We start from the raw sequence: 12,022 nt of genomic DNA on the forward strand, positions 1-12,022 counted from the left end.
CGCGCGTCGGCTTGCAAGCCCGACGTTGCGCGCTGCCGCCACAGGGCTAGGTGTGAGCTTTCGGGAGGTTGTCCATTCGGACCGAACCGAGGAGACTGGAGTTACCAAGCTTCAGCACTCACCGGAGGGTCCGAATGAACATCCACAAGAATGCCCGTCTCACGCCGCTGCGTCGAGAGGAGATGGCGCTGTCGGTGATAGAAGGCGCTTTTTCCAAAGCCCATGCGGCGCGCGTCTACGGCGTGTCGGCCAAGGTCGTGGCGCGCTGGGTCGAGCGCTATAAGGCCGAAGGGCCAGCCGGCACGGTCGACCGCTCCTCGCGACCCGCCCATATGCCACAGGCCACCGCTGCGTCGATCGCCGAACGCATCGTGGCGCTGCGGAAGCAGCGTTGGACCGGCAAGCACATCGCCCATGAGGTCGGCGTCTCGCCCGCCACCGTCAGCCGGGTTCTCAAGCGTGCCGGACTGTCGCGGCTCAAGGACATCGAGCCAGCCGAACCGGTCCGGCGCTATGAGCGCGAGCATCCCGGCGAGATGATCCACATCGACATCAAGAAGCTCGGCCGCTTCAGCCAGGTTGGCCATCGCATCACCGGGGATCCGCAAAAGGGCAAGTCTCGCGGCGCCGGCTGGGAGTTCGTCCATGTCTGCATCGACGACGCGCCCCGCATCGCCTTCTCGCAAATCCTGCCCGACGAGAGACAGCAGAGCGCCATTGCCTTCCTCAAGGCGGCGGTGGCTTACTACGCCAGCCTCGGCGTCACCATAGCCCGCGTCATGACTGACAACGGTTCCTGCTACAGATCGAAGGCCTTCGCCAAGGCCTGCCGCGAACTCGGCCTCAAGCATGTCAGGACAAGGCCCTATACGCCAAAGACCAATGGCAAGGCCGAGCGCTTCATCCAGACAGCACTGCGCGAATGGGCCTACGCCATTGCCTACCCGACATCAAATCACCGCGCCGCCGAACTGCCGCTCTGGCTGCACAGATACAATTGGCATCGACCCCATGGCAGCCTAAAGTCCAAAACACCTATCAGTCGCCTCGCCATAACCGAGGACAACCTGTTGAGGCTCCACAGCTAGAGCAGGCCGAGTTCGGCAAGCTCAAGGCGCAGTTTCGGCGGCATTTCGGCAAGTGCTGCATTGCCTTGGCCGAGATCCGCCGGCGCATCGGCTATCTTGAGATAACGCCAGCCCTGAAACGCCCGGCGCGGCTGCCAATCGGTACGCACGACCGTCGGATCCAAGATGAGATGGCAGCGCGAAATGCCCTCGGCATCGGTAAATGGGCGGATTTCAAGCAGGCGCTGGCGGCACTGAACGTTGCCCTTGATGACCCAGTAGAGCGAGCCACCATCGGTCAGCTCGGCGCCACGGGTCGGCACCATGCGGGTGGTGTGGAACTGCTCGACCGGATCGCCGGCACGGCGGCGCTCATCGAGGCGGAAGGCGATCCATTCCTCGAGGTCTTCGACGCTGTCGCAGCCAACGCAGAGCTTGATCATGTTCAGTGACATGGCGTGAGCATTAGCCCGAGATACGAAACGGTCAACCGTGAAGCGACTTCTCCACAGCTCAGCCCCTCGTCAAGCCGCCTCGGCTGCACGCTCTATCGCTTCGGCCACCCATTCGTTCAGGCTTTTACTCTCCGCCGCCGCAGCGATGACGGCCGCCTCATGCGTTTTAGGATCGAGACGGACATTGAAGCGCCCAGAAAACGCGCGAAAAGGCTCAACGCCCTTTTCTGCGCACATATCCAGATAAACGCGCAGCGACTGGCGACCTTCGGCCACAAGCTGGTCGACACTATTCGCATAAAAATCAGCACCACCAGCTAGTCCCAGAAACTCACCCCGGATCAGGCCGATTTCTGGATCGAACGAAAGCACTGCCTTGTAGCCATCGATCTCCATAACGTTCTTCATGGTCGCACTCCGTGTGTTTCCAGCCATTTCCTAATGCTGGCAACAGCACCTTTGTCCGTGTCCGGACTGGGATGAGGGCGATGGAAAACCCTCACTTCGCCGAACAGGAAGACACCGATACGCGAACCTTCCCGCTCGCTAACCTCAGCACCTATTGCAACAAACAGTGCCTCAATATCCGACCATCGGATCGATCCGCTGACCGGTCGGGCAAAAATCTGCTCCAAGGTAGCCCGGTGCCGCCGCTTCAGGTCCATCGCCGATGGTACCAATATATGGCACTAAATGCAACTTTACGAGCCTGAGCCAGGCTCAGCACTCGACGACGTTGACCGCGAGGCCGCCGAGGCTGGTTTCCTTGTATTTCTCGCTCATATCCATGCCGGTCTGGCGCATGGTCTCGATCGCGGCGTCCAGTGGCACGAAATGCTTGCCGTCGCCCTTGATGGCGAGCGATGCGGCTGTGACAGCCTTGACCGCGCCAAGCGCGTTGCGCTCGATGCACGGAATTTGCACCAGTCCGCCAATGGGATCGCAGGTCATGCCGAGGTGATGCTCGAGCGCGATCTCGGCGGCGTTTTCGACCTGCTCGGGCGTGCCGCCCATGACAGCACACAGGCCGGCGGCGGCCATGGCGGACGCGGATCCGACCTCGCCCTGGCAGCCGACTTCGGCACCCGAGATCGACGCGTTGGTCTTGATGATGCCGCCGACCGCGGCTGCCGTCAGCAGGAAGTCGCGGATGCTGTCCTTGTCGGCTTCGACATGGAAATGCAGCCAGTAGCGCAGAACGGCGGGCAGCGTGCCTGCCGCACCATTGGTCGGTGCCGTGACGACGCGGCCGCCAGCCGCGTTCTCCTCGTTGACGGCCATGGCGTAGATCGACAGCCAGTCATTGGCGAGCAGCGGGTTGGGCCGGTTCTGGCTCCACTGCTCCTGCAGCTTGTCGTGCAGCTGGCGCGCCCGGCGGCGAACCTTGAGGCCGCCCGGCATGATGCCGTCCTGGGACAGGCCACGATCGATGCAGCGGCTCATCGCATCCCAGACTGCGTCGAGGCCGGCATCAAGCTCGGCGCGCGGCATATGGGTTTCTTCGTTGGCCCGCTTCATCTCGGCGATGGACAGCCCGCTGCGCGAGGCCATGGCCAGCATTTCGACGGCATTGGCAAAGGGGTATGGCACGCGCTTGCCGGCGGCGGGTGCCGCAGTCTTGGCCTTCATGCGCTGCAACTCTTCTTCGGAAACGACGAAGCCGCCGCCGATCGAATAGTAGATGCGCTTGAGCAGCAGCCGGTCGCCGGCGTCATAGGCATAAAAAGCCATGCCGTTGGCGTGGCCGAGCAGCGGCGTCTTCTTGTCGAGCACCAGGTCGATGGCGGGATCGAAGCGGTAGGACGGATGGCCGGGCGGCGAGACGCGCTTGTCGCGCGAGATCTGTTCGACGAGCCCGTCTGTCTGGTCGGGATCGACAGTCACTGGCGTCAGGCCATCAAGGCCAAGTATGACGGCGCGGTCGGTGCCGTGGCCGACGCCGGTATAGGCGAGCGAACCATGCAGGCTCGCACCAACGCGGTCGACCTTGGCGCCCGCGGGACGCGGCCAGTCGCCGCTCAAGATCTCGTCAAGGAAACGCGCGGCCGCCGTCATCGGCCCCATCGTGTGCGAACTCGACGGACCAATGCCGATCTTGAACAGGTCGAATACCGAAAGAAACAAATCTCACTCCCTGCGACGGCGGCTTATGTCGCATATGTATACGATCATTCCGCCCTTTTCACGTTCTCCGCTAGACGCGATCCGACGTGGTTTGCTCAGCGCGCGACATTTGAAAAAACCGCAAACTTACGCAAGGCCATAAAGCAAAAAAGCGCGGCATGAACCGCGCTTTTTGTATCCAATCCGGAAGGGTTGTCGATCAGCCCGCTGCCACGACCGCCGCCTTCTCAGCGCCGCCGCTTACAAGCCAGGCAAGAACGAGAAAAACCGCAAAGCCAATCACTGCCTTGGCCGTAAGGCCCCAGCAGGATTTCTGAACGCCGTCATCCATGATGTTTCGCAAAACCCTTGTGGTTCGGTGAGCAGGCAGTGTGTCCGCCATTCCAGCTCGTCCCGAGTGGGAGTGCTGGATACGACTTTGCCTGCGTCTTCGCAACTGCAAAAAATGGCGAAAGCATGGCGAAATCTGTATGCCAGCCATGCAGTCATCAATTCAATTTTAATCAAATCAGGCACTTATACCAAACTGGCCGTTCATGCATTTTAAACACCTGTGACGGCACCAAGGCCCGCGCAAGCACTCGAAATGCGCCACGCGGCCATGGTAGCTTCCAATCGATGATCAACGATTCCTTCTCCATGACCGGCCCGTTGAGCGGCCTCGACATCGCAGCCTTGGCGTTTTTCCTCGCCGGCTGGATTTTTCACGCGCTTGGTGCTGAGGGGTACATCGTCAAGCGCCTGTCGCTGACGCGCGCGATGAACGCCCAGCGCGCCGCCTGGATGGCGACCATGGCGCTGCGCGAGGTCAGGATCGTCGATACATCGATCATGAACGGCCTGCAGCAAGGCACGGCCTTCTTTGCCTCAAGCTCGCTGATTGCGGTTGGTGGCTGCTTTGCCCTGCTTGGTGCCTCAGACCGCGTGCTCGCCATTTTGAGCGACGTGCCGCTGGCGGGTGCCACGGCGCGCCCGCTGTTTGAGATCAAGGTGATCGGCCTGATCATCATCCTTGCCTACTCGTTCTTCAAATTCGGCTGGGCTTACCGGCTGTTCAACTACTGCTCGATCCTGATCGGGGCCGTGCCACAGCTCGGCAACCGCAGCGAGCCGGACGCAGAGATTGATATCGCGGTGATGCGGGCGACCCGCATGAACCAGCTTGCGGGCAAACACTTCAACGCCGGCTTGCGCGGCGTCTTCTTCTCGATTGGCTATCTCGGCTGGTTCGTCGACGCACGCGTCTTCTTCGTCACCACCGCTGTGCTGCTCGCCGTGCTGATCAGGCGCCAGTTCTTCTCAGAGGCCCGCCAGGCGGTGCTGGTTCAGGACCCGGGACCGGGAAACGGCCTGTCGATCCGGCCGGACAGCCAATAGGCCAGCAGGCCGACCCATTCGCGCATCGCCATCGTGGTGTTCTGCAGCGAATCGGCGGGATTGTCGGTGAACAGGCCGACACCCTCTTCGCCCGAGGTTCGGTAATCCACGGGCCAGGCAACGACGGAAAATCCTGCCTTGGCAAACAGCGCCATCGAACGCGGCATGTGGAAGGCCGAGGTGACGAGCAGCCAGGTCTCACCAGGCTTCGGCGTCACCAATTCCTTGGAGAACAGGGCATTCTCGTAGGTGTTGCGCGAACGGTTTTCGAGGATGAGCCGGTCGCGTGAAACGCCCAGCGCCTCAAGCAGGCGCGGTGCCGTATCGGCGTCACCCTCGCCGTCCAGCGTCAGCGCGCCATTGCCACCTGAAACGACGATCCTGGCGTCAGGATAACGGCGGGCGAGGATCGCGGTTTCGACCATGCGGTCGCCGCCGCTGTTGAGCTCATAACCGCCGCGCGCAAGATTGATCGCGCCTTCGAAACCGCCGCCGAGCACGACGATGCCGTCGACCTTGGCTGGCGTTGCCGGGCGCTGAAAACGCTCTTCCAGCGGGTTGAGCATCAGCGAGCCGAGCGAGGTCCATGTGGCAAGCGCCAGGATCGACAGCGACAAGAACGTAGTGGTACGGAAAAACCGCCGGCGGCCGAAGAAGCTGGCCACGAGCCCTGCCGCAAGCAGGAAGATCGCGAAATTGAGCGGCTGGGCGAAGAACCAGAAGACCTTGGAGAGGTAAAAGAACATCTTGCCTCAGGCTAGGCGCGAAACGCCTACCACCACTTCTCCGGCTGGAAACGTCCTGCTGCCTGCTCGATGACATGAGCTGTCTGGAACAGCGTCTCTTCATCGAACGGACGGCCGATGAGCTGGAGGCCGAGCGGCAGGCCGTTGCCGTCGAGGCCGGCGGGAACCGCGATGCCCGGCAGGCCGGCCATGTTGACCGTCACGGTGAAGATGTCGTTGAGGTACATCTTGACCGGATCGGCGGCCATCTCCTCGTCGGCGACGCCGAAGGCCGCGGACGGGGTCGCAGGCGTCAGGATGACATCGACACCAGCGGCGAAGGCCAGTTCGAAGTCGCGCTTGATCAGCGTGCGCACCTTCTGAGCCTGGAGGTAATAGGCGTCGTAGTAGCCGGCCGACAGCACATAGGTGCCGATCATGATGCGGCGCTTGACCTCGCGGCCGAAGCCGGCGGCACGGGTGTTTTCGTACATCTCGATGATGTCCTTGCCCGGCACACGCAGGCCGTAACGGACACCGTCGTAGCGGGCGAGGTTCGAGGACGCCTCGGCGGGCGCAACGATATAGTAGGCCGGCAGCGCGTATTTGGTATGCGGCAGTGAAATATCGACGATCTCCGCGCCGGCATCCTTGAGCCAGGCGATACCCTTCTGCCAAAGTGCTTCGATATCGTCAGGCATGCCCTCGACGCGGTACTCCTTGGGAATGCCGATCTTCATGCCCTTGAGAGACTTGCCGATCGCCGCTTCGTAATCCGGCACAGGTAGGTCGACGGAGGTGGTGTCCTTGGCATCCACCGATGCCATCGACTTGAGCAGGATCGCGGCATCGCGCACGTCACGGGCGATCGGGCCGGCCTGGTCGAGCGACGAGGCGAAGGCGACCGTACCCCAGCGCGAAACGCGGCCATAGGTCGGCTTGATGCCGACAGTGCCGGTGAAGGCCGCCGGCTGGCGGATCGAACCGCCTGTGTCGGTGGCGGTGGCGCCTGCGCACAGGAAGGCCGAGACGGCGGCAGCCGAACCACCTGACGAGCCGCCCGGCACCAGCTGCTTGTTCGAGCCGCCCGCACGCCACGGATTGATCACCGGGCCGTAATAGGAGGTCTCGTTGGACGAGCCCATGGCGAACTCGTCCATGTTGAGCTTGCCCAGCATGACCGCGCCGTCCGCCCACAGATTGGCCGTCACCGTCGATTCGTAACGTGGCTTGAAGCCGTCGAGCACATGGCTGCAGGCCTGGGTGTGCACACCTTCGGTGGCGAACAGGTCCTTGATGCCGAGCGGGATGCCCTCGAGCGCACCGCCCTCGCCCCTGGCGAGCCTGGCGTCCGAAGCCTTGGCCATGTCGCGCGCCTTGTCGGGCGTGGTGGCGATGTAGGCGTTGAAGATCGGATTGGCCTGTTCGATGGCCGAGACATAGGCTTCGGTCAGCTCGGAGGCCGTAATCTCCTTGCCGCGCAGCTTCGCGCGCGCTTCGGCAATCGTCAGTCTGGTCAGTTCGGTCATGGCGAAATCACTTCGGGTCACGCAGCCGAAAGCTGCTTCTGATAGAATACGGAATAAGGCGAATCCGGATAATCGAGCACCGGGCCGCAGCGGGTAAAGCCCGCCTTTTCATAAACGGCCCAGGCGGCAGGATGCCGGTCGCCGGTTTCAAGAACAAGTTTGTCGAGCTTCTCGGACGCTGCGGTGTTCATGATTTCGGCGAGGATCGTCTTGCCGACACCCCGGCCTTGCCACAACGGCAGCGTGAACATGCGCTTCACTTCGCCGACTGACGAGGAATGCCGTTTCAGCGCACCACACCCGATGACCTTGCCCTGATCGCGCGCGATCCAGACAGTGACCGATGGCTCGGCCATCTGCTCGACGGTCAGATGATAGCAGGCCTCGGGCGGCGTAAGCGCATGCAGGACAGAATTCAGCTCGGCGACAAGGTCGCGAACTTCGTCCTGCAGCGGACTTTCAACGGCGATCGTGATAGCCAAGGCCTACTCCAACACTTTCGGCACGAGGAAGAAGTTCTCGTCGGTGGCCGGCGCGTTGGCGACGATGTCGGCGGCCTTGTTGCCATCGGTGACGGCGTCGGCGCGCTTTTTCATGTCCATCGGCGTGACCGACGTCATCGGCTCGACGCCGGAGACATCGACCTCGTTGAGCTGCTCGACGAAGCCCAGGATCGCGTTCAATTCGCCGGTCATGCGCTGGGCATCGTCCTCGCTCACCGCAATACGGGCAAGATGCGCAACGCGCTTGACGGTCTTGAGATCAACGGTCATCGAAAAACTCCGGAAAGCCGGTAAATTGGTCTGGTCGGGCTATAACGGCGCGGCGCGGCGCGCGCAACATGGATGATCATGCTCACGGCATGGTGACGCCGTCGCACAGGTAATAAGTGCCGGCATTGTCGGTCTGGCCACCCTCGGGATCGACGTCGCGGACCGAGGAGAGTTCCAGTTGGGTCGGGCTCAGTTCAAGGATGGAAAGCACGTCGGGAAACAGGTGCCCGGGCTCCTGGCACAAAGCGGTCACCGCCCAAGCAGGCGAGCGCGTTGCCCTGGTGACGTTGAGGAATTCGCAATTGTATTCGACGCTTTCGATGCCGCGTGCCGACAGCACCAAGCTCCCGGCGTCGATCACCGTCTGTAGCGATTCTTTCTTGGCCTGGGCGCAGAGTTCCTCTGATTGCAGGTAGACGCCCTTGATGGCGTCCTCGGCGGATGCCGTCGAGACGCTGAACACGACAACAGAAAACGCCAGGACAGATCGCCAGTTTTTCATCGCCAATCCCCCATCCCGCGGCCCACCGCGCTCGATCAGATATCTATAGCTACGCCCACTTTCGGCAGCACCACATCGGCGCCCGAGCCTGCGAGACCATCGACGAATTTTTCCGCGGTCTGGTCGATGATCGGGAAGGTGGCGAAATGGCACGGCACCACGGTTTCGAATTTGAAGAAACGCCGGCAGGCAAGGGCCGCCACCGCACCGCCCATGGTGAAGCGGTCGCCGATCGGCACAATGCCGATGGCAGGCTCATGCAGTTCGTTGATCAACGCCATGTCCGAGAAGATGTCGGTGTCGCCCATATGGTAGAGCGTGCGCTCCTGGGCGAAATGCAGCACCAGGCCGCCAGGATTGCCGAGATAGGTGTTGGTGCCGCCAGGCCCGCTCGCCGAAGACGAATGCTGTGCCGTAACGAAGGTGGTGGTGAAGCTGCCGCAATCGACAGTGCCGCCGATATTGCCTGGATTGATCGCCTTGTCGCTGACGCCTTTGCCCACGAGATACATGCAGATCTCGAAATTGGCGACGAGCATGGCACCCGTCTTCTTCAGGATGGCAGCGGCATCGCCGATATGATCGTCATGGCCGTGGGTCAAAAGCACATGGGTGACGCCCTCCGCCGCCTGCTCCCAGGATTTGCCCCATGACGGGTTGCCGCTCAGGAACGGGTCGATCAGGATCTTGGCATCAGCCACTTCGATGCGGAACGCCGAATGTCCGTACCAGGTCAGCTTCATTGTTTCGGCACTCCTCGCAATTTCGTTGTCTAAAGGATAGAACGCGCCAAGCCTCTGTCAAAGGGGCTAAATCAAAAGGAAAGCCGCTTGGCCATAGCCACCATTGAAGAGTTGCCCGCGCTGCTAGCCGGCGGCAAGACGCTGGCCGGGCTCGACCTCGGCGACAAGACGATCGGTGTTGCCGTCTCCGATCGCGGTCTGTCATTCTCGCATCCGCGCCAGGTCATCATCCGCAAGAAGTTCACGCTTGATGTCGCGGCACTGCTAGCCATGCTGGCCACGGAAAACACCGGCGCGATCGTGATCGGCTTGCCGATCAATATGGACGGTTCCGAGGGCCCGCGGGCGCAAAAATCGCGCTCTTTCGTGCGCAACGCGGCCAATTTGACCGACTTGCCATTCATCTTCTGGGACGAACGGCTATCGACTGTTGCCGCTGAACGGGTGCTGATCGAGATGGATGTGTCACGCAAGAAGCGTAGTAAGCGGATCGATTCGGCCGCAGCCGCTTTCATCCTGCAGGGCGTGCTTGACCGGCTTCAGACGCTAGGCGCCGATTCGGCCGAAAAATAGCGCGCCCGCAACACTCTGGCCTTCTCGGCGATTTGCTTGCGGCGGCGGTACGCCCAGATCGACAGCAGGATAAGCGTATCGAGGAAGAAGGCCTTGCCCATCATCCAGGGGATCGTCGTCGGATCAACCCCGAGCAATTCGCCATAAAGATCGAAGATCGCCAGGTTGAATGCGCGGCTCAGCAGCGGGTAGCCGAAGTTGAGATCGTTGATCGACAGGAAGAACCAACCCCAGAAAAGCACCAGCGGTGCAGCCCAAATGCCGAGTATGTAGCGCATCAGACGCACTCCTCCGCACGCGGCTTCGCGACTTCAGTGTCCGGCAAGTGGGTGGCAAAGGCCCGCATCGGGAATCCTGCTTCTTTGAAAAAGACAGTGAGCCCTGCGTTCGCACCATGCAACGTAAACCATTTATTAAGGTTAACGGGATGCGAGCCGTTCCATGCCGCCGCGAAAACGGCGGCGTCTGCTCTCAGCCGACCTGTGGATAAAGCGTGTCGATGATCAACCGCGAATCATGGCGGGCATCAAGCATGCCGTAAGTGCCGCGCCATTGGCCGGCGAGTCTGGTCTCGATGAAGGCGTCGGCGATGCGCCCTGCCCCCATGCGACGCAGCTCCGCGGCGGCTGCCGAGATGGCGAGCTGCTCGGTGAGAATGCGTGCCGAGCCCTCGTCGGAACTCGCAACCTGCATGGCGGCCCTCAGAACGCCTGATATGCTGCGCCCACCCGCGCCGAGGTCACGTTCGATACCGGCAAGTACGTCCTCGAACAGGCTTGGCGCACGCTGAAGCACACGCAGCACGTCGAGCGCCATGACGTTGCCAGAACCTTCCCAGATCGCGTTGACCGGCGCCTCGCGGTAGTAGCGCGCCAGCGGCGCCTCCTCGACATAACCGTTGCCACCGAGGCACTCCATCGCTTCATACAGAAGTCCCGGCGCGATCTTGCAGACCCAGTATTTGACGACAGGTGTCATGGCGCGCGCAAAGGCGGCCTCGCCACGGTCGGAAGCCGCCTCGTCGAACGAACGCGCCAGCCTGAAGGCAAGGGCCGTGGCGCCCGCCACATCGAGCGCCATGTCGGCCAGCACACGTTGCATCAAAGGCTGGTCGACGAGATTGGCACCGAAAACCTGGCGGTGACGCGTGTGATGGACAGCCTCGGCGAGCCCAGCCCGCATGAGCGCTGACGAGGCGACCGCGCAGTCGAGCCGCGTCAGCGTCACCATGTCCATGATCGTCTTGATACCGCCGCCGGGCTCGCCGACCAGATCGCCGATGGCGCCCTGGATCTCGACCTCGGCGGAAGCGTTGGAGCGGTTGCCGAGCTTGTCCTTGAGACGCTGGAATTCCAGCCCGTTGGATGAGCCGTCGCTCAGGATGCGCGGAACGAGGAAGCAGGTAAGCCCCTCCGGCGCCTGCGCCAGCATCAGGAAAGCGTCGGACATCGGCGCCGACATGAACCATTTGTGGCCATTGAGCCGATAGAAGCTGCCACCGGCGCGTTCGGCCTTGGTGGTGTTGGCGCGCACATCGGTGCCGCCCTGCTTTTCGGTCATGCCCATGCCAAGCGTCAGCCCGGCCTTCTCGATCGGTGGCTTCTGCGCCTGGTCGTATTTGCGGGTGGTGACGCGCGGCGCCCATTCACGAAACAGCTTCGGGCTCGCCATCAATGCGGCCAGCGAAGCGTTGGTCATGGTGATCGGGCACAGATGCCCACATTCGAGTTGCGCGGTGAGATAAAAGCGCGCGGCGCGCACCTGGTGGCGGCGGCCGGTCTCGGTGCCGCCGTTTTCCCAGACGGACGAATGCAGACCACCTGATATCGAGCGGCGCATCAGCGCGTGATAGGCAGGGTGGAACTCGACCTGGTCGATGCGTCGGCCCTGACGGTCGTGTGTCTTGAGCTTTGGAACCTCGCTGTTGGCCAGCCGCGCGAGGTCCTGCGCCTCCTGGTTCAGCACGAAACGGCCAAGCCCGTCCAGGTCGCGTCGGACCGGCTCGGAAAAGCTCTCTGCAATCTGGATCAGCAGCGGATCGCCGCGCCAGGCATTGCTGCCCGTCAGCGGAGGGGGCTGGTTCGGCACGTCCTGCGTCACGCCTTGTCCTTCATCGGTGTGGGCAACGGGCACGAATCCGCAGCCATGGCCGGC

15 protein-coding genes are annotated in these 12,022 nt (G+C 62.2%); 3 read left to right on the top strand and 12 right to left on the bottom strand.

The window, feature by feature from the left end:
- Positions 1 to 134: 134 nt before the first annotated feature.
- Positions 135 to 1,088, top strand: coding sequence for an IS481 family transposase (locus AC1RTB_RS00795; protein WP_492877020.1), 954 nt, complete (start codon positions 135 to 137; stop codon positions 1,086 to 1,088).
- Here the strand turns inward: AC1RTB_RS00795 and AC1RTB_RS00800 are convergent.
- The 4 genes from AC1RTB_RS00800 to AC1RTB_RS00815 form a co-directional block, all read right to left on the bottom strand.
- The gene (locus AC1RTB_RS00800; RefSeq protein ID WP_492877018.1) at positions 1,085 to 1,522 is read right to left on the bottom strand and encodes a DUF1489 family protein; all 438 of its coding nucleotides are present in this window, start codon (positions 1,520 to 1,522) and stop codon (positions 1,085 to 1,087) included. The genes AC1RTB_RS00795 and AC1RTB_RS00800 overlap by 4 nt on opposite strands.
- A 69-nt stretch (positions 1,523 to 1,591) precedes the next feature.
- Positions 1,592 to 1,930 carry a type II toxin-antitoxin system HicB family antitoxin gene (locus tag AC1RTB_RS00805; protein ID WP_492877016.1) on the bottom strand — a complete coding sequence of 113 codons (339 nt, stop codon included), beginning with the start codon at positions 1,928 to 1,930 and terminating at the stop codon, positions 1,592 to 1,594.
- Positions 1,927 to 2,187: a type II toxin-antitoxin system HicA family toxin gene (locus tag AC1RTB_RS00810; protein WP_492877014.1), complete on the bottom strand. Its 261-nt coding sequence runs from the start codon at positions 2,185 to 2,187 to the stop codon at positions 1,927 to 1,929. The genes AC1RTB_RS00805 and AC1RTB_RS00810 overlap by 4 nt, the downstream gene beginning before the upstream one ends.
- Before the next feature lie 55 nt (positions 2,188 to 2,242).
- Positions 2,243 to 3,646, bottom strand: a complete 1,404-nt coding sequence (locus AC1RTB_RS00815) for an L-serine ammonia-lyase (protein ID WP_492877012.1) — start codon at positions 3,644 to 3,646, stop codon at positions 2,243 to 2,245.
- A gap of 621 nt (positions 3,647 to 4,267) precedes the next feature.
- Between AC1RTB_RS00815 and AC1RTB_RS00820 the strand changes: the two genes are divergently transcribed.
- Positions 4,268 to 5,023: a DUF599 domain-containing protein gene (locus AC1RTB_RS00820; RefSeq protein ID WP_492877311.1), complete on the top strand. Its 756-nt coding sequence runs from the start codon at positions 4,268 to 4,270 to the stop codon at positions 5,021 to 5,023.
- On the opposite strand, the gene AC1RTB_RS00825 is transcribed toward AC1RTB_RS00820, so the two are convergent.
- From AC1RTB_RS00825 to AC1RTB_RS00850, 6 genes are all read right to left on the bottom strand, one after another.
- On the bottom strand, positions 4,972 to 5,769 hold the full coding sequence (locus tag AC1RTB_RS00825; protein WP_492877010.1) for a YdcF family protein: 798 nt from the start codon (positions 5,767 to 5,769) through the stop codon (positions 4,972 to 4,974). The genes AC1RTB_RS00820 and AC1RTB_RS00825 overlap by 52 nt on opposite strands.
- A 26-nt stretch (positions 5,770 to 5,795) precedes the next feature.
- Entirely contained in the window at positions 5,796 to 7,277 is a 1,482-nt protein-coding gene (gene gatA, locus AC1RTB_RS00830) for an Asp-tRNA(Asn)/Glu-tRNA(Gln) amidotransferase subunit GatA (protein ID WP_492877008.1), read from the bottom strand.
- 17 nt (positions 7,278 to 7,294) lie between these two features.
- Positions 7,295 to 7,759 carry a GNAT family N-acetyltransferase gene (locus AC1RTB_RS00835; protein WP_492877006.1) on the bottom strand — a complete coding sequence of 155 codons (465 nt, stop codon included), beginning with the start codon at positions 7,757 to 7,759 and terminating at the stop codon, positions 7,295 to 7,297.
- A gap of 3 nt (positions 7,760 to 7,762) precedes the next feature.
- Positions 7,763 to 8,050: an Asp-tRNA(Asn)/Glu-tRNA(Gln) amidotransferase subunit GatC gene (gene gatC, locus AC1RTB_RS00840; protein WP_492877005.1), complete on the bottom strand. Its 288-nt coding sequence runs from the start codon at positions 8,048 to 8,050 to the stop codon at positions 7,763 to 7,765.
- An 82-nt stretch (positions 8,051 to 8,132) separates the two neighbouring features.
- Positions 8,133 to 8,552 (bottom strand): hypothetical protein, encoded by a 420-nt coding sequence (locus AC1RTB_RS00845; protein ID WP_492877003.1) that lies wholly within the window; start codon positions 8,550 to 8,552, stop codon positions 8,133 to 8,135.
- Positions 8,553 to 8,587: 35 nt separating this feature from the next.
- The gene (locus tag AC1RTB_RS00850) at positions 8,588 to 9,295 is read right to left on the bottom strand and encodes a metal-dependent hydrolase (protein WP_492877001.1); all 708 of its coding nucleotides are present in this window, start codon (positions 9,293 to 9,295) and stop codon (positions 8,588 to 8,590) included.
- A gap of 87 nt (positions 9,296 to 9,382) precedes the next feature.
- Between AC1RTB_RS00850 and ruvX the strand changes: the two genes are divergently transcribed.
- Positions 9,383 to 9,868 (top strand): Holliday junction resolvase RuvX, encoded by a 486-nt coding sequence (ruvX, locus tag AC1RTB_RS00855; protein ID WP_492876999.1) that lies wholly within the window; start codon positions 9,383 to 9,385, stop codon positions 9,866 to 9,868.
- Here the strand turns inward: ruvX and AC1RTB_RS00860 are convergent.
- Positions 9,835 to 10,146, bottom strand: coding sequence for a DUF6105 family protein (locus tag AC1RTB_RS00860; RefSeq protein ID WP_492876997.1), 312 nt, complete (start codon positions 10,144 to 10,146; stop codon positions 9,835 to 9,837). The two genes, ruvX and AC1RTB_RS00860, sit on opposite strands and share 34 nt — an antisense overlap.
- Positions 10,147 to 10,339: 193 nt before the next feature.
- On the bottom strand, positions 10,340 to 11,968 hold the full coding sequence (locus AC1RTB_RS00865) for an acyl-CoA dehydrogenase family protein (RefSeq protein WP_492876995.1): 1,629 nt from the start codon (positions 11,966 to 11,968) through the stop codon (positions 10,340 to 10,342).
- Between the last annotated feature and the right edge of the window lie 54 nt (positions 11,969 to 12,022).

The organism is Aminobacter sp. GW821-FHT11F06 (assembly GCF_058808215.1).

Coding starts and splice junctions, on each gene's coding strand:
- AC1RTB_RS00805 (WP_492877016.1), bottom strand. CDS start 1,930: ATGAAGAACGTTATGGAGATCGATGGCTACAAGGCAGTGCTTTCGTTC.
- AC1RTB_RS00825 (WP_492877010.1), bottom strand. CDS start 5,769: ATGTTCTTTTACCTCTCCAAGGTCTTCTGGTTCTTCGCCCAGCCGCTC.
- AC1RTB_RS00860 (WP_492876997.1), bottom strand. CDS start 10,146: ATGCGCTACATACTCGGCATTTGGGCTGCACCGCTGGTGCTTTTCTGG.
- AC1RTB_RS00795 (WP_492877020.1), top strand. CDS start 135: ATGAACATCCACAAGAATGCCCGTCTCACGCCGCTGCGTCGAGAGGAG.
- gatC (WP_492877005.1), bottom strand. CDS start 8,050: ATGACCGTTGATCTCAAGACCGTCAAGCGCGTTGCGCATCTTGCCCGT.
- gatA (WP_492877008.1), bottom strand. CDS start 7,277: ATGACCGAACTGACCAGACTGACGATTGCCGAAGCGCGCGCGAAGCTG.
- AC1RTB_RS00845 (WP_492877003.1), bottom strand. CDS start 8,552: ATGAAAAACTGGCGATCTGTCCTGGCGTTTTCTGTTGTCGTGTTCAGC.
- AC1RTB_RS00810 (WP_492877014.1), bottom strand. CDS start 2,187: ATGGACCTGAAGCGGCGGCACCGGGCTACCTTGGAGCAGATTTTTGCC.
- AC1RTB_RS00850 (WP_492877001.1), bottom strand. CDS start 9,295: ATGAAGCTGACCTGGTACGGACATTCGGCGTTCCGCATCGAAGTGGCT.
- AC1RTB_RS00800 (WP_492877018.1), bottom strand. CDS start 1,522: ATGTCACTGAACATGATCAAGCTCTGCGTTGGCTGCGACAGCGTCGAA.